This is a genomic window from Bacillus alkalisoli, assembly GCF_002797415.1.
GTDB lineage: Bacteria > Bacillota > Bacilli > Bacillales > Bacillaceae_I > Bacillus_CD > Bacillus_CD alkalisoli.
On record NZ_KZ454944.1, the window covers coordinates 2,418,915 to 2,439,742 of the forward strand.

The window sequence follows — 20,828 nt, forward strand, 5'->3', positions numbered from 1 at the left end:
GAATGTTTTAATGGGTAGTAAGGAGGGAAATGACTATGGCACGCAAATGTGTAATCACAGGAAAGAAAACTAGTTCTGGTAATGCACGTTCTCACGCGATGAACGCTACTAAACGTACTTGGGGTGCTAACCTTCAAAAAGTACGCATCTTAGTTGATGGTAAACCAAAACGTGTTTATGTATCTGCTAGAGCATTAAAATCAGGTAAAGTTGAGCGCGTATAATATAGCTCCTACTTATATGAATAATTAAAAGCGACAGTTATCTGTCGCTTTTAATTATTTTCAATGGCTTATATAATAATATTAATAATGTTTTAGCTATGGTAAATCTCAGTGTTAATCATTAAATACGAATACCTGTTGATTTCCATGCAAGGCTGAGACTCCTCGAAAATGCATCCGCATTTTCTTACGAAGGATGTATCGCTCCGGATGCTTCCTTGTCCTGCGGGAAAAGCGAAGTCTAGCACGGAAATCAACAGTGAAATTTACTTTATCACAGCCAATATTTAAAAAAGCACCTTTACTAGGTGCTTTAATCTTTCTTGAACGAACCAATCATTACTTTTATTAGTCCACCTAGAAACCTCGGAAGTTTAATCGTGTAAAATTTCATTACTTTCCCTCCTCATGACATTTTCCTACTATAATTTAACTCTAACTTTACGTTAATTCAGTTTATTATCACTACTTCTTATCACCATTAATATGCCTTCTATAAAGGAAAAAGTACTAGAATTCAAAATGAGTTCATTACTAATACAAAGAGTTTCCCCCCATGAGATATCTCTTTCTAATAATTCATACTTGAATCCTTTTAAAGTAAGTTTTTTTACTTCCTTCGTTATTGGGACAAATGAAACGTATCTAAAAGCCTCTAATTTAGAAATGTGATAAGTACCCGGACTCTCTAAATAAATGATATTTTGTTTATCAATAATCTCTACTTTGCATTGAAACTTTTCTAAGCTATTAATAAGTAGTTGAACATTTCCAAAGAAGTGATCTAACCTTCCCCCTGTAACACCAAACATCCTTATTTTCGTTGGCCCTTGCTCTAATGCCCAATTCATCCCTAACTCAGAGTCAATTTCATTTTTTTCACTAGGAAATATAGAAAGATCAGGTAGTTCTTTTGACAATTGAGCTAATTCCTTTTTTGTGACAGAGTCAAAATCACCAAAAGCTTTTTTCGGAATTATACCTGCCTCTAGTAAAAATTGTACACCTTTATCAATACCAACCCATGTTACACTTTCTTCATCTTTCCACTGCTTCAAATTTGGGATATATTCAGTAGGTCCTCCTGCAACTAAATGGATAATCATTATGTTTCCCCTTTACTAATCTATGTAATATCAATAAATTGTTTCCACTTTTACCTGAGTCCGTTTCACAATGTATGACTACTAAACGAAACGAGTAATATCATCGTAATCTGTATTTATACACCTTAATATACGAACATATTATTTTGTATACCACTAAAATATTCGTTTTTCATTAAACGAACCGTAATTATGAAATTGATTTTACTATTTCATTTTTATCCTGTAACTTTATCAAAAGTGAAGAAAAAAAGCTATCCTAGTTGGATAGCTTTGAAAAACACTATGTTACGTTGGTTTGCAGACTATAAAGAAGAGTGTCTAATGGCTTCTATTGCAGCCTTACGATCTTGTTTATTGTAAACGGCTGAGCCTGCTACTAATACATTCGCTCCCGCTTCCACACAAAGCTTACCCGTTTCTTCGTTCACTCCACCGTCTACTTCTATTTCAACAGATAAACCGTTTTCTTTTACTAATGTAGCTACTTCTTTAATTTTTGGTAATACTTCTGGAATAAACGCTTGGCCACCAAACCCAGGATTTACAGTCATTAATAAAACTAAATCCACTTCATGAATAATATGTTTTATCATAGAGACAGGTGTTGCAGGGTTCAGTACAACTCCTGCTTTTACTCCATGAGATTTTATTAGTTGAATAGTACGATGAAGATGACGACATGCCTCTACATGAACAGAAATAATATCTGCCCCAGCTTTGGCGAAAGCTGGGATAAATTGATCCGGGTTATCGATCATAAGATGCACATCTAACGGCAAGTTAGTTATTGGCTTTATTGCGTCTACAATTAACGGGCCGATTGTAATATTAGGAACAAAATGCCCATCCATCACATCAACATGAATGTAATCCGCTCCCCCTAATTCTACATCTTTTATTTCTTCACCTAATGTAGCAAAATTAGCAGAGAGAATGGAAGGTGCGATTTTTATCATGTTTTCAGTACCTCGGCTTTCTATCTTTAATTTCTTCTAAAAAACTTACATAATGATCATATCTAAAGGTTGCTATTTCACCATTTTCCAAAGCATTTTTCACGGCACACTTTGGTTCTTTTATATGTGTACAGCCTCTAAACTTACAATCATCACTTAATTTTACAAACTCTGGAAAATAATCTTTTAGTTCTTCCGCTTCGATTTCTTGAAATTCTAAAGAACTAAAACCTGGAGTATCCGCAACATATCCATTATTTATCTTTAGTAGCTCTACATGCCTTGTTGTATGTTTTCCCCTACCTAAGTGTGTAGAAATATCATCTGTTTTTAAGTCTAAATCTGGTCGAAGACTGTTTAGTAGTGACGATTTTCCAACACCTGATTGACCGGCAATAACGGAAACTCTGTCTGTTAAATATGGTAGTATTATTTCCAATTCATTTGGTTCTTTAATGGAAGTAAGAATTACATTGTATCCAATTTCTCTATAATACTTTGCAAATTTCGAAATTTCTTCCTCGTCTTCAATTAAGTCCATTTTAGAAATACAAATGATTGGCTCAATTCCTTTTGATTCAATTAACACTAAAAATCTATCCAACAGTACTGTACTAAAACTTGGTTCTACCGCTGAAAACACTAAAATCGCTTGATCTATATTAGCAATAGGAGGTCTAACAAGTTCATTTTTCCGATCTGATACTTCTAAGATGTAGCCTTCTTTTTGATTTTCTGCTTGAAATCGCACAATGTCGCCCACAAGAGGAGTTACTTTATTTTTACGAAAAATCCCTCTTCCTCGGCATTGTGTAACTTCTCCATCACTAGTTAAAACATAATAAAAACCACTTAAAGCTTTGACAATCTTGCCTTCAGGCATAAGTAGCCTCCTTAATAAATTTACTCCAAATCATCGTACTCAATTATACCTTTATCTACTTCTTTATCATCTACTAATACTGCATACCTAGCCGATCCTTTGTAAGCAACTGTAATAGAAATAGTATGAGGAGTATTTTCAGTAATCTTAAACGTTTCAAAAGGACGATCTGAATTATGGTTTAAGTCATCTATGAAAATCTGTACAGTTTGCTCTACGCCTTCTTCATCAGCTTCATAAGGAATAACTAAATCAATAGTAGTCGTCTTATCTAACATTTCCGGTCCTTTTGAAACAGTTAATGTGATAAGATCGCCTTTTTTAACTTGTGAGTTAGGAGCTGGGTCTTGTTTTATTATATTCCCAACTGGAAATTCATCGCTAAACTCTTCGTTAACATGTAAAGCTAAATCCAATTCAGCTAAATGATTTTGGGCAAAAACAATTGTGGATCCTTCGTAATTATTTAACGTAATTGGACTGGAACCCTTTGATATTGTTAATGTTACAATGGTGTCATCTGGAATGATTAATGTTCCTGGTAATGGATCTTGATTCATAACAATTCCTTCGGATACATCTTCAGAAAATACACTATCCACTTCAATCTGAGTAAGACCTCTTAATGCAAGTCTCCTTCTCGCATCATCTTCGGAATATGTTCTATAGTCTTCCATTTCCGCTTTTTCTTTTCCAACACTTCTAAAGATAGTTACTGGAGTACCTTCTTTAACTAATTGGCCAGCTCTAGGTCTCGTTCGAATTACATGATTTTCTTCGATTTCGTCATTAGGCTCATCTATCGTTTCATCGATAATAAATCCATGATCTTTTAAAGCTTCAACCGCTTCTTCATATTCCAGTGTCGCTACGTCAGGAATTTCAACGTCTTTTGGTAATAGTAAAGATGGTAAAAAAGCAAATGCTGCAATGGTACCAGCCACTAATAATATCAATATAGTGCTTAAAATAATGAAGAATTTTTTAGCCTTTTTTTTCTTCGGGTTCTGTTCCTTCTCTGCTTTTTGTACTGGAGCAGGAGTTACTTTCGTTATTGTATTTTCTGTTAGTGCTACTTCACCAATCCCCTTTAAAATAGGAATTGCTTTTGTTGCTTCACCGTCATCCATAGGTACTACAAACTTCGGTTCATTAAATCGTTCTGGATTTAATGCTGTCGTAATATCTTCATGCATTTCTTCCACTGAATCATAACGGTGGAAGGCATCTTTTGCCATAGACTTTAAAACAACATTTTCTAAGCTTTGCGGAATATCACGGTTCCATTTTCTCGGTGAAGGTGTATCAGATTGTAAATGTTTCAGGGCAATCGAGACGGCTGATTCTCCTGAGAATGGTAATGTTCCTGTTAACAACTCGAACAAAACAATACCTAGTGCATATACATCTGATTTTTTAGTAGCTAGTCCACCTCTTGCCTGTTCAGGAGATAGATAATGAACAGAACCAAGTAAAGAATTCGTTTGGGTAATGGTAGTTGAACTCAAAGCCATGGCAATACCAAAGTCTGTTACTTTAATATTCCCATAATGATCGAGCAATATATTTTGCGGTTTAATATCTCTATGAATAATACCGTTCTCATGGGCATGCGCAATCGCTGAAGTTAATTGCTTCATAATAGAAACAATTTTTTCCATTGATATAACTGGGTGTTGTTGTATGTATTGTTTTAATGTTTTTCCTGAAACATGCTCCATGACAATATAATAAATGTCATCTTCTTCTCCAATATCGTAAATACTAACAATATTTGGATGATCAAGACTTGTAGCAGACTGAGCTTCACGTCGAAAACGACGAATAAATTCATCATCATTAGCAAAATCTAACCTTAACACTTTAACAGCAACGTCTCTAGCTAAAATCATATCGTGAGCTAAATAAACCGTGGCCATTCCACCGCCACCAATAACTTCCAATATTTTATAGCGACCGTTCAATCTTTTTCCAATTAACATAATATCACCCTCTTTCTATTTCGGTGACAGATAGTTCTACAATTGCAACAGTAATGTTGTCCTCTCCACCATTTTCATTTGCTATAGAAATTAATTTCTCTGCTTTTTCTCCTAATGTCATTTCCGCATGCTGGAGGACCTCAAATATTGTCCTATCATTCAACTTGTTCGTTAATCCATCCGAACATAATAACAGAGTGCTATCTTCGTCTACTGCAATTGTTTTGACATCAACTTTAACATGACTATCCGTACCTAAAGCTTGTAATAACACATTTTTTCGAGGATGAAATTCTGCATCTTCTTTTGTAATTTGACCACTCTTTACAAGTTCGTATACGAAAGAGTGGTCATCTGTTAACTGTTTAAGGTTTTCATTCATCGTTATATACCCTCTACTATCTCCAACATGAGCAATAGATAAAAAGGAATCTCCGCAAACTGCCGCTACAACCGTGGTACCCATTCCATAACAGTCACCGTTTTTATTGGCATATAAATTTATTTCACTATTAACTTGACTAATTGTTTCTGTCAACCAGACTTCAGCATGATCTGGTGAAGAGATGTTGGATGTTTCTTCCCAAAGTGTTTTTATTTGCTCTACAGCCTTTGCACTAGCAATATCACCAGCTTGATGGCCCCCCATCCCATCACATACTACTGCTAACACTTCATTGTCTTTATTAACAAAGATTCCCCCATTATCTTCATTGTGTGAACGAATTCTCCCTATATCTGTTAAAAAGACACTATTCATCTAGATCACCTCGTTTCTTCTTTACGCTCCTTCGCCCTTAGCTGACCACAAGCAGCATCAATGTCATGACCTTGCTCACGACGAATCGTTACGTTTACACCATATTTTTTTAATGTCTTTTCGAAATCAAAAATTTGCTCTTTCGGTGTTCTTACATAGTCTCGCTCTGGTACATAGTTAACTGGAATTAAGTTGATATGACATTTTACACCTTTAACAAGTCTTGCCAGTTCTTCTGCATGTTCCACTTGATCATTAACTCCACCGAACAAACCATATTCAAAACTAATTCTACGACCTGTTTTATTAATATAATATCGTACAGCTTCCATCAATTCAGGAAGTTTATACGCTTTGTTAATAGGCATTAATCTTGAACGAATTTCATTATTAGGCGCATGTAAAGAAATTGCAAAGTTAATTTGCATATTTTCATCTGCGAACTTATAAATTTTCGGAATAATTCCGCTTGTAGATACAGTAATATGACGAGCACCAATGTTTAAAGCATCATCATGGTTAATAATTTTCAAGAAGCTAAGCATTTCGTCATAGTTATCAAATGGTTCACCAATACCCATAATAACAACATGACTTACACGTTCATTCATTTCGTCTACTGCTTGTTGAACTTTTACAACTTGAGCAACAATTTCTCCTGCTTCTAAGTTCCGTTTTAGTCCTCCAAGAGTGGAAGCACAGAAAGTACAACCAATTCTACAGCCGACTTGAGTCGTTACACAAACAGAATTGCCGTATTCATGCCTCATTAGCACCGTTTCAATCGAATACCCATCGTGAAGCTCAAATAGAAATTTAATCGTGCCATCAGCTGAAGTTTGTTGAATAATCGTTTTTAATGTTGTTAAAACAAAGTGATCTGCTAGCTTATCACGTAAAGTTTTAGATAAATTCGTCATGTCTTCAAACGTTGTAACACGTTTTTGATATAGCCATTCAAAAATTTGCTTACCTCTAAATTTTTTCTCTCCTTGAGAGACTAACCACTCTTCTAATTCGTGTAATTGTAAAGAGTAGATGGACGGGTTTTTCTTTAGTTCTACATTTGTTTTTTCACTTGTTGTATTTTGTTCCATCTTTTACACCTGCCTTTTAAGTCTAGCTATAAAGAAACCATCTGTATTGAAATAATGTGGCAATAATTGCAACATTCCATTGTTTACATATTCCTTAGCTTTTTGTGGAATGTATTGTTTTAAATCTTCATCCAACGTAAAGTCTTCTCTTAATTTTAAAAACGCATGTACAACTTCTTCGTTTTCTTCTTTATCAATTGTACATGTACTATATACTAACGTTCCACCTTTTTTTACTAATGGAGCAACTTCGGATAATATATCTAGTTGAATTTTCGCTAATTGGTTCACGTCTTGCATCGTCTTCGTATATTTCAAGTCTGGTTTTCTTCTTATTACTCCAAAACCAGAACATGGGGCATCAATTAACACTTTGTCAAAACTTTCTTCTTTGAAATTTTCAGTAGCTTTTCTACTATCTAAAACTTTCGTTTCAATATTGTTTAAGGAAAGACGTAATGTTTGTTCTTTAATTAACTCGATTTTATGTTTATGAAGGTCAGAAGCGATCACTTTCCCTGTACCTTTTAATAATTCGGCAATATGTGTGGACTTTCCTCCAGGTGCTGCACAACTGTCGTAAACAAAATCATTTTCAGAAACATTTAAAGTTGGAGCTACTAACATCGAACTTTCGTCTTGAATCGTAAAATAACCTTCTTTAAATAGGATTGAATGAGCTAAATTTCCCTTTAGACAAAGAATTGAAAATGGAGAAAGGTCACCACGTCTAACTTCAAAACCTTCAGATTCTAATTTGACGATAACTTCATCAACAGTACCTTTGACTTCATTTACCCTTGCAGTTTGATATGGCGATTGTAAATTGGATAAACACATTGCTTCCGTTTTTTCAACGCCATATTGGGTCACCCATTTTTCAACAAGCCACTTTGGGTGACTGGAAGAAATGGATATTCGTTCTATCGGATCTGTAATTTCTGCTAAACTTGCTACTCCATTTCGTTGGATGGAACGTAATACCCCATTTACAACTCCAGCAATTCCTTTATGCCCTCTGGATTTTGCAATTTCTACCGCTTCATGAATAATCGCACGTTCAGGCACTCTGTCTAAATAAAGCATCTGGTATAGGGAAAGCCGTAACAATACTTTTACCCAGTCTTGCATTTTCTTTTGTTTTTCAATAAATGGTTGTAAATAATAATCTAACGTTAACTTTCGTTGGATTGTTCCATAAACGATTTCAGTAAAAAGCCCAGCATCTTTTTTTGACATTTGCTTTTTATCGAGATAATTGTTTAACAGTAGATTACTATATGCTTGATTCTTTTCCACACTTAGAAGTGCTTCTAATGCTAATTCTCTAACGTTTTTCATTTTACTCTCCTAATTGTGTCCCCTCTTTAAGTGATGCTCCTGCACCATTTAAATATTGCTCAGCGGACATACGTTTTTTCCCTGAAGGCTGTAGTTCGGTAACTTTAATAGCAATATTATTACCAGTTTTAACGATAAAGCCATCATTTTCTATTTGGATAATTGTACCTGGAGCTAATTTGCTATCATAGTGAACTTTTTCGCCCCACCAAATCTTCATGACTTGTTCATCCTGTAATGTGTAAGCGACAGGCCAAGGATGCATTCCTCTTATATGATTATAGATTTCCTCACCCGTATTGGACCAGTCAATTTTTTCTTCTTCTCTTTTTATGTTATATGCAAATGTTACCTTTGATTCGTCCTGCTTGATTGGCGTTAACTCTCCTGCGAATAGTTTAGGAAGAGTTTCTGATAATAATTGAGAACCTACGACGCTTAATTTGTCATGAAGTGTCCCTACATGGTCTTTTTCTAATATATCTACTTCTACTTGAGTTAAAATATCACCAGCGTCCAATTTTTCTACCATATACATAATAGTAACGCCTGTTTTCTTTTCACCTTGAATAATAGAATAATGAATAGGTGCACCACCACGCAGTTTCGGTAAAAGGGATGCATGTACATTAATACAACCGTATTTAGGTGCTTCTAATAGAGCTTTTGGTAAAATTTGCCCAAATGCTGCTGTTACAATTAAATCTGGTTGTAAATCAATAATTTTAGAATACTCTTCTTCTAATCTAATTTTTTCAGGTTGATAAACCGGAATATCCTGCTTCAACGCCTCTACTTTAACTGGTGGAGGTGTTAACTCTTTTTTTCTTCCTTTTGGTCGATCTGGTTGGGTTACGACTGCAATAACATTATAGTTGTCTTTCAACAGTTGTTGTAATACTGGTACGGCAAAATCTGGCGTTCCCATAAAAACGATGTTTTTCATTGTGATCACCCTTCTTGTAATTCATCTTTTTCATAATACTTTGTCACTTTACTCGTAAAAAGCACGCCATTTAAGTGATCAATTTCATGCAAAATTGCTCTAGCTAAAAAGCCTTTTGCTTCTATTTCAAACAATTTACCTTTCTTATTTTGAGCTTTTACTTTTACATAGTCTGCTCTTTTTACTTCACCGTATAATCCGGGAAAACTTAGACATCCTTCCGGTCCTATTTGTTCTCCTTCTGCTGACACGATAATAGGATTAATTAAGTCCATTCTCCCGTTGTGATCGTCTATGTCTACAATAGCAATTTGTTTTGTAATACCAATTTGGGGGGCAGCTAGTCCAACTCCGTCTGCTTCTAACATCGTTTCGTACATATTATCCAAGAGCTTACTTAATTTTTTATCAAACACATCTACTTGTTCGCATTTTGTTTCTAGTACTTCATTTGGATATTCAACTATTTTCAGGATCATTTTTCTCCTTCTTTCTATTTACATTAACATATATGGGTTAAGGTCGATCTGTATGGAAAGTTTGTCCTGTCCCATTTGTTGTTGGTATTTCTCTAAGATACCTTTTAATGTTTGTTGTAGCATTGGTTCTTTTTTATATTTAATAATACATTGATACCTGTACTTATCTTTTATCCTTGAAATTGGTGAGGCTACAGGTCCTAAAATAATGGCATTGCTAGATAAATTTAATTGTAAATAATTCGTTATTCTTTCCGTTATTGTAACAACTTTCGTTAATTGTTCATGAGAAACCGTAACAAGGGCAGTGAAATAGAAAGGAGGATATTGATGCAATTTTCTCATCATCATTTCTTTCATATAAAAAGAAAGATAATCATGATTACTAGCTAATTGAACAGCATAATGCTCTGGTGTGTATGTTTGTATAATTACTTCACCTGGTAATTCATGACGTCCAGCTCGACCACTTACTTGTGTTAATAATTGAAACGTCTTCTCTGAGGCGCGAAAGTCTGGGAGATTTAACATTGTATCTGCAGTTAACACACCTACTAATGTGACGTCAGGGAAATCTAATCCTTTTGCAATCATTTGTGTTCCAAGTAATATATCTGCCTGTTTATTTCCGAACTTATCTAGTAACTTTTCATGTGAACCTTTTCTAGAAGTTGTATCAACATCCATTCTAATAACTCTTGCTTCAGGTAATAATTTGTTTATTTCTTCTTCTACTTTTTGTGTGCCTGTACCAAAGAACCGAAAATGATCACTTTCACAAGAAGGACAGGTGGAGACAACCGGTTGTTCGTAAGCACAGTAATGACATTTTAACTGGTTAGAACTACGGTGGTACGTTAAAGAAATATCACAGTGTGGACATTCCACCACATACCCACATTCACGGCACATAACAAAGGAGGAATAGCCACGTTTATTTAGAAATAGGACAGATTGTTCTTTTCTGTCTAGCCTCTCTTGAAGTTTTTCTAACAGTGCTCGTGAAAACATAGAGCGATTTCCTTCCCTAAGTTCCTCACGCATATCAACAATATCAACTGCAGGCATCCCTTTATTACTCATTCTTCTATCCATAGAGAGTAATTGGTAGACACCTTTTTTCGCTCTTGCAAACGTTTCTAATGTAGGTGTAGCACTTCCTAACACAACTGGGCAGTTATGATACTCTCCACGACGCATAGCAACGTCTTTCGCATGATACCTTGGCATTTCTTCTTGTTTGTAGCTCGTTTCATGTTCTTCATCTATAATAATAATGCCTAAATTTTCAAAAGGTGCAAAGATAGCAGAGCGAGCTCCTACTACTACTTTAACTTCTTTTCGATGAATTTTTCTCCATTCATCATACTTCTCACCGGTACCTAATCCACTATGTAAAACGGCTACATCATTCCCAAAGCGGGATTTAAATCGATTAACCATTTGTGGAGTTAATGAAATCTCTGGAACTAAAATAATTGCTTCTTTCCCTTTTTTTAATACTGCGTCAACCGATTGCATATATACTTCAGTTTTTCCACTTCCAGTTACACCAAACATGACATAACTTGCATACTGTTCCGATTCTATAGAGGACAAAATTGGCTTAATCGAATCTTCTTGTTGAGCAGTAAGTGGTAGTGGGTTCGATTTTTCAAACGTTTTATGTTTATATGGATCTCGGTACACTTCTTCGTCTACTTCTAATAATAGTTCCTTATTAACTAACGTTTTTACAGTTTGTGTATTCACGTTTGCATCTTGAAGTAGTTCTTTCAACAAATATTCTCTTTTATCTTGTTCGATAAGGAAGGACACTAACTTTAGCTGAGCTTTCGCTTGAGTAGAAAGTGTTTGTATAAAAAGTTTAAGCTCCTCTTTATCTACATTAACCCTAATAATTTTTTGCGTTTTTTTGGATATTTTATCTTTTACTCCATAATAAACTTCTAGTGTATCTTCCTTCACTAAACTTTTTAACAGCGAAAAGCCTATTTCTTTTTCCAACTCATCAAAAGGTATTCTCTTTTTCTTTTCAAATATTGTCTGAATGTCAATTGGTAGTAACGTAATATCTTTCGCTAATAATAACTTTTCATATTTCGCTTTCATTGCTGCAGGAAGCATTACTTGAAAGGCACTTATTGTAAAACATAATGTTTGATCTTTAAGCCAAAAAGCCAACTGCATTAATTCCCTTGTCAAAACTGGCTTTAAGTCAATCACATCATTTAATGGCTTCGTTTTATCGATAGAGGTTTCCGCTTTAATTTGCACAACAAATCCTTGTACATATCTTGGTCCAAACGGAACAACAACCCTCATTCCTGGCTGCAAAATATCTACCCATTTTTCTGGAATTTCATAGTCAAATGTTCTGTCCGTTTGTTTTGTTGGTACATCCACTATGACACTAGCAAAACTCATAGACATCCCCTCTACTTTTCGGTAATTCTTTTTAATATCTCTATAGCGACTTCCTTTTTACTTAACATTGGAAGTTTTTTTACGTCCCCATCTTTGGATAAAATGGTCACAACATTAGTGTCTGCTCCAAAACCTGCGCCTTTTTCCGTGACATTATTAGCAACAATAAAGTCTAGGTTTTTCTTCGTTAATTTTTGTCTTGCATATGTCTCAAGGTCATTTGTCTCTGCTGCAAATCCAACTAATATTTGATGTTGCTTGTTTTCGCCAAGAGTCTTTAAAATGTCTTTTGTTCTTTCCATTTCAATGGATATATCACCTTTTTGCTTTTTCACTTTCTGTGAATGAACTATTTTAGGTCGATAATCAGCAACCGCTGCAGATTTAATAACTATGTCTGCTCGGTCGTAATGAGATAGAACGACCTTATACATTTCCTCAGCTGACTGCACTTGTATTGTTTTAACATTAGTTGGGAAAGGTAGCGTTGTCGGGCCTGATACTAGTATTACTTCCGCCCCGAAATTTGCCGCAGCCTCTGCAACAGCATAACCCATTTTACCTGTTGAGTGATTCGTTAAAAAACGAACTGGGTCTATTTTTTCAACTGTCGGACCTGCCGTAACTAATACTAGTTTCCCTTGTAATGAAGATAACTTTTCTTTATCTAAGAAATGTTCTTTCAACTTCTCTACAATTGTTAACGGTTCTTCTAATCTACCTTTTCCAACATATCCACAAGCTAAAAATCCTTCATTTGGCTCGATAAACTGGTAATGAAAGGTCATTAATTTTTTCATATTTGCCTGTACTGCTGCGTGTTCGTACATATGTACATTCATAGCAGGTGCAATATAAACAGGAGCAGTGGTAGCCAACAAAGTTGTCGTCACCATGTCATCTGCAATTCCGTTCGCTAGTTTTGCAATTACATTTGCTGTTGCTGGAGCAACTACGATTACGTCTGCCCAGTCTGCTAAATCGATATGAGAAATAACGGATGGATCTTTTTCATCGAAGGTATCTATATAAACGTCATTTCTTGAAAGGGCCTGAAATGCTAAAGGAGTTACAAATTTTTGGGCAGATGGTGTCATGATAACTTTAACACTTGCACCTGCTTGAACAAGTTTACTCGTTAAATCAACCGCCTTATAAACTGCGATTCCTCCTGTTACACAAAGAAGGACTTTTTTATGTTGCAACATGTTAATCCCCCATCTTCCATAATGATTTTCTATGTATTATTTTAATCGCAATCTAGAACAAACGCTACCTTTTTACTTTTTTGTTTCAACTGAATTATGAAAAAAATAACAACCTAAAATAGGTTGTTATTTTACTTATTGTGTAAGATTCCTTCGCTACGCTCTGTTGATTTCACCGCAGTAACTTTTAATAATTTTGCATCTATTTCCTCTAACGCTTTACCTACCGGCTTATATGAAACCGTTTTAGCAATCATTTGGTCGTTATCTATTTGCATTTGACGCGCACGTTTTGCTGACACAGTTACTAGTGTATATTTAGAATCAAGCTTTTGCATTAATGAATCAATTGATGGGTATAACATTTAATTCGCCTCCAACATTTTCTTATATTTCACACTTAATCGCTCACGCTTACAATGTTCTGCTTTCACAATCGCTTGGATACGCTCACAAGCAAGTTCCACTTGGTCGTTTTCTACCACATAGTCGTATTCATCCATCATGACAATTTCTTCTTTTGCAACGGTCATTCGATTATTGATTAAATCTTCTGTTTCAGTACCTCTAGTTACAATCCTGTTCTTTAACTCAGACAAGCTCGGTGGCATTAAGAAAATAAATACACCTTCAGGGAACTTACGCTTCACTTGAATTGCGCCTTGTACTTCAATTTCTAAAAACACATCATTACCTTCTGAAAGGCATTTTTCAACGTAATCGACTGGTGTACCATATAAGTTACCTACGTACTCTGCCCACTCAATAAACTTATCTTCTTCAATCAAGTTTTCGAATTCTTCTCTTGAACGGAAGAAATAGTCAACACCATCCACTTCCCCTTCACGCGGAGAACGTGTAGTCATTGAAATCGAGTATTCAAATTGAACATCATCTTGGGAAAAAATTGCTTTTCTTACTGTTCCTTTACCTACTCCTGATGGGCCAGAAAGGACGATTAATAATCCGCGATCACTCATAGTAGTTTTGCTACCTACCCTTCATCATTCATATCATCTTTATTTACTAACCTTTGTGCAACCGTTTCTGGTTGTACAGCGGATAAAATAACATGGTCACTATCCATTATAACAACAGCCCTAGTACGTCTGCCGTATGTAGCGTCAATTAGCATCCCTTGGTCTCTTGCATCTTGAATAATTCTTTTTATTGGTGCAGACTCTGGGCTAACGATGGAAATAATTCTATTTGCTGAAACGATATTTCCAAACCCAATATTAATTAATTTAATACTCATTTTCCCCCACCTCAGTCACAAACTCTATTCTATCCTTTATTAACGAAGATAATCAACATTATTCTATGTTTTGTACTTGTTCTTTCATTTTTTCTAGTAAAGCTTTCATTTCTACAACTTTTGAAGAAATAATGGCGTCGTTCCCTTTAGAACCAATAGTATTTATTTCTCTATTTAATTCTTGCACTAAGAAATCTAATTTCCTACCAACAGGTCCCTCAGCATTTAACGTTTCTTTCACTTGTTGAACATGACTATTTATTCTTGTCACTTCTTCGTTAATATCTGCTTTATCGGTAATTATAGCTACTTCTGTTAAAAGTCGTTGCTCTTCTATCGTATAATCATCACCGAGAAAATCTTTAAGCTTCTTTTCTAGTCTTTCACGATAAGATTGAATAACAATTGGTGCTTGATTTTTGATTTCTATTAGGCAATTTTCCATTTCATTTAATTGTGCCATTATATCTCTAGAAAGTTGTAACCCTTCTTGTTCTCTCATGGAGACTAGTTCATAAGTTGCTTTATGTACCATATCTAACAGCTGTTTTTCTATTTGTTCGTCCATCTTTTCCACTTCTTTAGCTTGAAACACACCTTCTATTTGTAACAAGTCCGATATTTCAATAGAATTGTTCAACCCATATTTTGACTGAACGTTGTGCAACGTTTGAAAGTATTTATCTAGTAAGTCCCAATCAACCTCAAGGTCTTTACCTGTAATATGTTGTCCTTCTAACGTAATATAAACTTCTAATCTTCCTCTATGTACATCATTATAAATTACTTTTTTTATTTTTTCTTCCATTGAAAGTAATTGTTTAGGCATCTTTAAACTAACTTCACAGAAACGCGAGTTTACTGACTTCATTTCTACTGACACAAAGTATTCATCTTTGCGGTGTACAGCCCTACCATATCCAGTCATACTTTTCACCATAGACTCACATCCGTTTCCAACGATCATTCTACTTTAAAAGCAACCCTAATAATAGCATTGTTTTCCTTTTTTTAAAAGCAAAAAAGAAAAGGCACTAGAGTCCACTCTACTACCTTTTCTTATTATAACACAACCTGTTTAGTTCATCTTATTTTTCTTCGTGAAAAGTGCACCCACTAACAAGAAAGTTGGAATAGATGCCATCCCCATAATTAATAACCATTCTTTCGGATCAATAGATACTGTATGGAATATAGACTGCAACGGCGGGAAGTAAATAACAATTAACATTAAGATAATTGAAGAGATTACTGCCCAAACTAAATATATATTTTGGAATGGATTACGATGGAAAATCGACTTTTCACTTCGGCAATCAAAAACATGGATAAGTTGAGCCATAACGAGTGTTGCAAAAGCTACAGTCTGTGCGTACGGTAAATTATCCGGATTTTGGCTGTAAGAAATCATAAAGGCAAATAATGTAACTAACCCTATTAAAAAGCCTCGACTGAGAACTTTCCACCATAAACCTCTAGCGAAAACCCCCTCTTTTGGGTTTCTAGGTTTTCGTTTCATTACATCGTCTTCCGGTTGGTCTAACCCTAGTGCCATCGCTGGAAGTCCATCCGTTACTAAATTCACCCATAAAATCTGAATAGGGACTAATGGTAAAGGAAGTGCTAACAACATAGCAAATAACATAACTAAAATTTCCCCAACATTAGAAGCTAATAAATATCGGATAAACTTTCTAATATTTTCGTAAATATTTCTGCCTTCTTTTATAGCAGATTTAATTGTAGCAAAGTTATCATCTAAAAGAACTAACGAAGATGCTTCTTTCGCTACATCCGTACCTGTAATACCCATTGCAATTCCAATATCGGATGCTTTTATTGCAGGAGCATCATTAACTCCATCACCTGTCATTGCTACAATATGACCTTTTTTCTGAAGAGCCTTCACAATTTTCAATTTATGTTGAGGAGATACCCTCGCATAAACATACACATCATCTACCACTTCTTCTAGTTCTTCTTGTGTCATTTGTGTTAACGATTTTCCATCTAACACTTTCCCACCTATCGGTAAAATACCAAGTTGGGTAGCAATTGCCTTCGCTGTAACAAGGTGGTCTCCTGTAATCATAACCGTCTTAATACCAGCTTCTTTACACTCCTTAACTGCATCAAATACTTCAGGGCGAGGTGGATCAATCATTCCTTGTATTCCAATGAATGTTAAATTTCTTTCTATTTCCAACTCTGAAATATTTTCATTGTATTGTTGTAAAGGTTTGAAAGCGATGGCGATATTTCTTAATGCATCAGACGCTAAATTATATACAGCATCTTTTACTAGTTGTTCATATTTTCCTGATAAAAATGTTTTTCTTCCTTCCCATAAAATAGATTCACTAATATTTGCGACAACGTCAGGAGCACCTTTAGTTATCGCAAACAATTTCCCCTCTTTATCTTTAACGATTACACTCATCATTTTTCTGTCAGAATCAAAAGGAAACTCTTTTATGATCTCAAATTGGTCGGCAATAACTCGTCTCGTGATTCCTGCTTTCATTGCAGCAACGACTAGAGCTCCTTCCGTCGGATCTCCATCTAGAACGTATTGATTATTTCTTTCTACGATATTAGCATTATTACAAAGTATACCGAACGTTAACAGTTGCTGTAATTCTTTCTCTTTCTTCACATCAACCGTATCATCTTTTATCCAAAAAGATCCTTCTGGATTATAACCGATTCCTGATACAGTCCATGCTTTTCCACCAGACCAAATGTTAGTGACACTCATTTTATTTTGCGTTAGTGTTCCAGTCTTATCAGAACAGATTACAGAGGCGCATCCTAATGTCTCCACTGCTGGTAACTTTCGAACGATGGATTTTTGTTTTATCATTCTCGTAACACCTAAAGATAGTGCAACAGTTACAATTGCAGGTAAACCTTCTGGAATAGCAGCTACCGCCAATGAAACACCAGCTAAAAACATTTCATATAAATCTTGACCTTGAATAACCCCTACAACAACAACTAATAACGTTAAAAGCAATGCAACCGTTATTAAAATTTTCCCTAATTGCTCTAATCTTCTTTGTAATGGCGTTATCATCGTTTCAGCTGATTGAATTAGGTCAGCAATTTGGCCCATTGCCGTATGCATACCTGTTGCAACGACCATACCTACCCCACTACCACGAGTAACAAGCGTACCCATAAAGGCCATATTTTCTTGATCGCCTATGGATACATCTTCCCCACTTATAGCATTTTCTTTTTTGACTACAGGTAAAGATTCTCCAGTTAGGGCACTTTCTTCAATCTCCAGGGAGCTTGATTGAATAATTCGAATATCAGCACCTATTCTGTCTCCACTTGTAAACTTTACAATATCACCAACTACAATCTCTTTTGAAGGTACTTTTCTCCATTCACTTTCTCTGAGCACTATTACTTGTGGCGCAGAAAGTTCTTTTAATGCTTGGAGTGATTTTTCCGCTTTTCGTTCTTGAAAAAAACCTAAAAACCCATTAATTAAAACAATCGCCATAATAGCAATGGCATCTATGTACTCACCAAGAAGTCCAGATATCAATGTTGCTGCTAATAAAACAACAACCATGAAATCTTTAAACTGCTCTAAAAATAAAAAAAACGCATTTTGTTTTTCTGCTTCTTGAAGCTCGTTCGGTCCATATTGCTTTAGTCTCGATTTTGCTTCTTTTTCACTCAATCCACCCTTGACATTGGAGCTCATTCTTTCTTCTACTTCATCTACCTTTAACTCATACCACTTCATATTCTCCCCCACCTCACAAAATCCACCTACCAAAGCTTATTCAGACTCGTCCAAAAAAATGATATAATATTAAAAAGTAGAGGCGGCTCGTTCTGCCACGACAATCACAATACATAAATATTTACTTACCGTACAATGAGAGAGGAAGTTTATCTATGTCCTTTGATGGAATTTTTACAAATAGAATGACAAAAGAGTTACAAGAAAAGCTAGAAACCGGAAGAGTAGCGAAAGTATATCAACCTTATAAAAATGAGTTACTTCTTACAATTCGGGCAAACGGAAAAAATCAAAAATTATTAATCTCCGCCCATCCAAGCTATGCAAGACTGCACATAACAGAAGAAGCATACGAAAATCCTAGTGAACCACCAATGTTTTGCATGCTTTTGAGAAAACATCTAGAAGGAAGTATTATAACTTCTATTAAACAAATAGGAATGGATCGAATTATTGTGTTGGAATTTAAAACAAGAAATGAAATAGGCGATATTTCCTATAAACAATTATTCGTGGAAATTATGGGGAGACATTCTAACATTATCTTCGTTGATAAAGAACGTAACATGATTCTAGAGAGTATTAAACATGTGCCGATGGCAGTTAATCGTTATCGAAGCATCACCCCAGGACAAACATATACACTACCTCCAGAGCAAGAAAAGTTACATCCTTTTGAAGCGACGGAAGAATTAGTGCAACAGAGACTGGATTTTTTCGGAGGTAAATTAGACAAACAACTTGTTAGTCAGTTTGCTGGTATTTCGCCATTACTCGCAAAAGAAGCAGTTCATAGAGCAGGTATTGCCAATCGAGATTCCTTACCGAAAAGTTTTATCTCGTTAATGAGCTCCATCAACAATGGGGAAATATCACCTCAAATTATTACAAAAGATGATAAAGAAACATTTTACTTAATAGATTTAAAGCATTTAAAAGGAGAAACAAAATTATTTTCTTCATTAAGTGAGTTGTTAGACAGATTTTATTTTGGTAAAGCCTCCAGAGACAGAGTTAAACAACAAGCAAATGACCTTGAACGATATGTTCAAAATGAAATACAAAAAAACAAGAAAAAAATTAATAAGCTTGAACAAACTTTAGAGGATGCAAAAAAAGCAGATAAATACCAACGACAAGGTGAATTACTTACTGCGAATCTACATAATGTAAAACGTGGAGATAAACAAGTTGAAGTAGTTAATTATTATGATGAGAATGGAACTACTGTTACGATTGAGCTGTCTCCATGGTTGACTCCTTCTGAAAATGCACAAAAACTTTATCAAAAATACCAAAAGGCAAAAAACTCTCTTTCTATTGTAATAGTACAAATAGAAAAAGCGAAAGAAGAGATAAACTACTTTGAATTATTAAGTCAACAACTAGAAACTTCCTCTCCAAAAGACATTCAAGAAATCCGAGAAGAATTGATGGAAGAAGGGTACTTGAAGATAAAGCAAAAAAAGGGGAACAAAAAGAACAAAGTTCAAAAGCCTACTTTAGAACAATATCAATCAACCGATGGTATGGAGATTTTAGTAGGAAAAAACAATAAACAAAATGACTATTTAACAAACAAGGTTGCTCGCCGTGATGAACTATGGTTTCATACGAAAGATATTCCAGGTTCACACGTTGTAATTCGAGACTTAGAACCTAGTGAAAAAACAATTATGGAGGCTGCAACCATTGCCGCTTACTTTAGTAAAGCTCGTCAATCAAGCAGTGTTCCTGTAGACTATACAAAAATAAGAAATGTAAAAAAACCTAGTGGATCAAAACCAGGTTTTGTAACATATGACAACCAACAAACCATTTATGTAACGCCTGATGAGGAATTAATTATTAGACTGAAAAAATAATTCAAAAAAACCGCTCTCTCATTACGAGCGGTTTTTCACTTTAAATATTAAGCTACATTAGGAGAATATTGTGTTTTTCTTACGCTCCATATTACTAAAGAAATTAATAATGAAACGACTGTATAAAATACTGCCCAGCCAAAAATACCTGCCCAACCTACATTTGTAATGAAAGGCATAATAATTGTTGGAATGTTAAAGGAAATAAAAAGTATACTAGGTGCTACAAAATATCTTCTATATTTGATTGCACATAATAGTGAAAATGAAATAGTTAGTAATGGCAGGACTATTAAATAAAGTGGTATTTCCCACATAAAGAATCACCTCAATTCTTATTTTTCATCGATTATAATTTACGACATATTAAATATATCCAATCTAGAAGACGAAAATGACATAAGAATGTTTCAGCCTTTTTGTGAAAAAATTACTTTATTGAAAAAATGGGTTACATGTTTTAAAGGTACTAACTTTTGATGATAGCACGAGGCACTCGCTTTCCGCCGGCGTATCGGGAGCCTCCTCGG

General features: G+C 35.0%; 20 protein-coding genes. 2 read left to right on the plus strand and 18 right to left on the minus strand.

What is annotated here, in order from left to right:
- Positions 1-35: 35 nt before the first annotated feature.
- Positions 36-224: a 50S ribosomal protein L28 gene (rpmB, locus tag CDZ89_RS12000; protein ID WP_096154677.1), complete on the plus strand. Its 189-nt coding sequence runs from the start codon at positions 36-38 to the stop codon at positions 222-224.
- Between the two features lie 313 nt (positions 225-537).
- On the opposite strand, the gene spoVM is transcribed toward rpmB, so the two are convergent.
- The 17 genes from spoVM to CDZ89_RS12085 form a co-directional block, all read right to left on the minus strand.
- A complete protein-coding gene (gene spoVM, locus CDZ89_RS12005; RefSeq protein WP_096154678.1) occupies positions 538-618 on the minus strand; it encodes a stage V sporulation protein SpoVM in 81 nt (26 codons plus the stop codon).
- 52 nt (positions 619-670) lie between these two features.
- Positions 671-1,330: a thiamine diphosphokinase gene (locus CDZ89_RS12010; RefSeq protein ID WP_096154679.1), complete on the minus strand. Its 660-nt coding sequence runs from the start codon at positions 1,328-1,330 to the stop codon at positions 671-673.
- A gap of 305 nt (positions 1,331-1,635) precedes the next feature.
- Positions 1,636-2,289, minus strand: coding sequence for a ribulose-phosphate 3-epimerase (gene rpe, locus CDZ89_RS12015; RefSeq protein WP_096154680.1), 654 nt, complete (start codon positions 2,287-2,289; stop codon positions 1,636-1,638).
- Between the two features lie 4 nt (positions 2,290-2,293).
- Complete coding sequence (gene rsgA, locus CDZ89_RS12020; protein ID WP_096154681.1) at positions 2,294-3,172, minus strand: ribosome small subunit-dependent GTPase A; 879 nt, start codon at positions 3,170-3,172, stop codon at positions 2,294-2,296.
- A gap of 20 nt (positions 3,173-3,192) precedes the next feature.
- A complete protein-coding gene (gene pknB, locus CDZ89_RS12025; RefSeq protein ID WP_096154682.1) occupies positions 3,193-5,154 on the minus strand; it encodes a Stk1 family PASTA domain-containing Ser/Thr kinase in 1,962 nt (653 codons plus the stop codon).
- Between the two features lie 4 nt (positions 5,155-5,158).
- Positions 5,159-5,914 carry a Stp1/IreP family PP2C-type Ser/Thr phosphatase gene (locus CDZ89_RS12030; protein ID WP_096154683.1) on the minus strand — a complete coding sequence of 252 codons (756 nt, stop codon included), beginning with the start codon at positions 5,912-5,914 and terminating at the stop codon, positions 5,159-5,161.
- 5 nt (positions 5,915-5,919) lie between these two features.
- Positions 5,920-7,011, minus strand: coding sequence for a dual-specificity RNA methyltransferase RlmN (gene rlmN / locus CDZ89_RS12035; protein ID WP_096154684.1), 1,092 nt, complete (start codon positions 7,009-7,011; stop codon positions 5,920-5,922).
- Positions 7,012-7,014: 3 nt separating this feature from the next.
- On the minus strand, positions 7,015-8,352 hold the full coding sequence (gene rsmB, locus CDZ89_RS12040; protein ID WP_096154685.1) for a 16S rRNA (cytosine(967)-C(5))-methyltransferase RsmB: 1,338 nt from the start codon (positions 8,350-8,352) through the stop codon (positions 7,015-7,017).
- Between the two features lies 1 nt (position 8,353).
- Positions 8,354-9,298 carry a methionyl-tRNA formyltransferase gene (fmt, locus tag CDZ89_RS12045; RefSeq protein ID WP_096154686.1) on the minus strand — a complete coding sequence of 315 codons (945 nt, stop codon included), beginning with the start codon at positions 9,296-9,298 and terminating at the stop codon, positions 8,354-8,356.
- A 5-nt stretch (positions 9,299-9,303) separates the two neighbouring features.
- Positions 9,304-9,777 carry a peptide deformylase gene (def, locus tag CDZ89_RS12050; RefSeq protein WP_096154687.1) on the minus strand — a complete coding sequence of 158 codons (474 nt, stop codon included), beginning with the start codon at positions 9,775-9,777 and terminating at the stop codon, positions 9,304-9,306.
- 18 nt (positions 9,778-9,795) lie between these two features.
- Positions 9,796-12,204, minus strand: coding sequence for a primosomal protein N' (gene priA / locus CDZ89_RS12055; protein WP_096154688.1), 2,409 nt, complete (start codon positions 12,202-12,204; stop codon positions 9,796-9,798).
- Between the two features lie 11 nt (positions 12,205-12,215).
- Positions 12,216-13,412 (minus strand): bifunctional phosphopantothenoylcysteine decarboxylase/phosphopantothenate--cysteine ligase CoaBC, encoded by a 1,197-nt coding sequence (coaBC, locus tag CDZ89_RS12060; protein ID WP_096154689.1) that lies wholly within the window; start codon positions 13,410-13,412, stop codon positions 12,216-12,218.
- 131 nt (positions 13,413-13,543) lie between these two features.
- Positions 13,544-13,777: a DNA-directed RNA polymerase subunit omega gene (gene rpoZ / locus CDZ89_RS12065; protein WP_096154690.1), complete on the minus strand. Its 234-nt coding sequence runs from the start codon at positions 13,775-13,777 to the stop codon at positions 13,544-13,546.
- Positions 13,778-14,392, minus strand: a complete 615-nt coding sequence (gene gmk, locus CDZ89_RS12070) for a guanylate kinase (protein WP_096154691.1) — start codon at positions 14,390-14,392, stop codon at positions 13,778-13,780.
- A 14-nt stretch (positions 14,393-14,406) separates the two neighbouring features.
- Positions 14,407-14,670, minus strand: a complete 264-nt coding sequence (gene remA / locus CDZ89_RS12075; RefSeq protein WP_096154692.1) for an extracellular matrix/biofilm regulator RemA — start codon at positions 14,668-14,670, stop codon at positions 14,407-14,409.
- 58 nt (positions 14,671-14,728) lie between these two features.
- Positions 14,729-15,610, minus strand: coding sequence for a YicC/YloC family endoribonuclease (locus tag CDZ89_RS12080; RefSeq protein ID WP_096154693.1), 882 nt, complete (start codon positions 15,608-15,610; stop codon positions 14,729-14,731).
- Between the two features lie 138 nt (positions 15,611-15,748).
- Positions 15,749-18,433, minus strand: a complete 2,685-nt coding sequence (locus tag CDZ89_RS12085) for a calcium-translocating P-type ATPase, SERCA-type (protein ID WP_100333740.1) — start codon at positions 18,431-18,433, stop codon at positions 15,749-15,751.
- Between the two features lie 155 nt (positions 18,434-18,588).
- Between CDZ89_RS12085 and CDZ89_RS12090 the strand changes: the two genes are divergently transcribed.
- On the plus strand, positions 18,589-20,298 hold the full coding sequence (locus CDZ89_RS12090) for an Rqc2 family fibronectin-binding protein (RefSeq protein WP_100333741.1): 1,710 nt from the start codon (positions 18,589-18,591) through the stop codon (positions 20,296-20,298).
- Positions 20,299-20,345: 47 nt separating this feature from the next.
- Here the strand turns inward: CDZ89_RS12090 and CDZ89_RS12095 are convergent, their stop codons facing one another.
- Entirely contained in the window at positions 20,346-20,615 is a 270-nt protein-coding gene (locus tag CDZ89_RS12095; RefSeq protein WP_096154696.1) for a hypothetical protein, read from the minus strand.
- Between the last annotated feature and the right edge of the window lie 213 nt (positions 20,616-20,828).

What these genes read in the sequence shown, in the direction of transcription:
- rpmB (WP_096154677.1), top strand. Translation starts at nt 36, where the DNA reads ATGGCACGCAAATGTGTAATCACAGGAAAGAAAACTAGTTCTGGTAAT.
- spoVM (WP_096154678.1), bottom strand. Translation starts at nt 618, where the DNA reads ATGAAATTTTACACGATTAAACTTCCGAGGTTTCTAGGTGGACTAATA.
- CDZ89_RS12010 (WP_096154679.1), bottom strand. Translation starts at nt 1,330, where the DNA reads ATGATTATCCATTTAGTTGCAGGAGGACCTACTGAATATATCCCAAAT.
- rpe (WP_096154680.1), bottom strand. Translation starts at nt 2,289, where the DNA reads ATGATAAAAATCGCACCTTCCATTCTCTCTGCTAATTTTGCTACATTA.
- rsgA (WP_096154681.1), bottom strand. Translation starts at nt 3,172, where the DNA reads ATGCCTGAAGGCAAGATTGTCAAAGCTTTAAGTGGTTTTTATTATGTT.
- pknB (WP_096154682.1), bottom strand. Translation starts at nt 5,154, where the DNA reads ATGTTAATTGGAAAAAGATTGAACGGTCGCTATAAAATATTGGAAGTT.
- CDZ89_RS12030 (WP_096154683.1), bottom strand. Translation starts at nt 5,914, where the DNA reads ATGAATAGTGTCTTTTTAACAGATATAGGGAGAATTCGTTCACACAAT.
- rlmN (WP_096154684.1), bottom strand. Translation starts at nt 7,011, where the DNA reads ATGGAACAAAATACAACAAGTGAAAAAACAAATGTAGAACTAAAGAAA.
- rsmB (WP_096154685.1), bottom strand. Translation starts at nt 8,352, where the DNA reads ATGAAAAACGTTAGAGAATTAGCATTAGAAGCACTTCTAAGTGTGGAA.
- fmt (WP_096154686.1), bottom strand. Translation starts at nt 9,298, where the DNA reads ATGAAAAACATCGTTTTTATGGGAACGCCAGATTTTGCCGTACCAGTA.
- def (WP_096154687.1), bottom strand. Translation starts at nt 9,777, where the DNA reads ATGATCCTGAAAATAGTTGAATATCCAAATGAAGTACTAGAAACAAAA.
- priA (WP_096154688.1), bottom strand. Translation starts at nt 12,204, where the DNA reads ATGAGTTTTGCTAGTGTCATAGTGGATGTACCAACAAAACAAACGGAC.
- coaBC (WP_096154689.1), bottom strand. Translation starts at nt 13,412, where the DNA reads ATGTTGCAACATAAAAAAGTCCTTCTTTGTGTAACAGGAGGAATCGCA.
- rpoZ (WP_096154690.1), bottom strand. Translation starts at nt 13,777, where the DNA reads ATGTTATACCCATCAATTGATTCATTAATGCAAAAGCTTGATTCTAAA.
- gmk (WP_096154691.1), bottom strand. Translation starts at nt 14,392, where the DNA reads ATGAGTGATCGCGGATTATTAATCGTCCTTTCTGGCCCATCAGGAGTA.
- remA (WP_096154692.1), bottom strand. Translation starts at nt 14,670, where the DNA reads ATGAGTATTAAATTAATTAATATTGGGTTTGGAAATATCGTTTCAGCA.
- CDZ89_RS12080 (WP_096154693.1), bottom strand. Translation starts at nt 15,610, where the DNA reads ATGGTGAAAAGTATGACTGGATATGGTAGGGCTGTACACCGCAAAGAT.
- CDZ89_RS12085 (WP_100333740.1), bottom strand. Translation starts at nt 18,433, where the DNA reads ATGAAGTGGTATGAGTTAAAGGTAGATGAAGTAGAAGAAAGAATGAGC.
- CDZ89_RS12090 (WP_100333741.1), top strand. Translation starts at nt 18,589, where the DNA reads ATGTCCTTTGATGGAATTTTTACAAATAGAATGACAAAAGAGTTACAA.
- CDZ89_RS12095 (WP_096154696.1), bottom strand. Translation starts at nt 20,615, where the DNA reads ATGTGGGAAATACCACTTTATTTAATAGTCCTGCCATTACTAACTATT.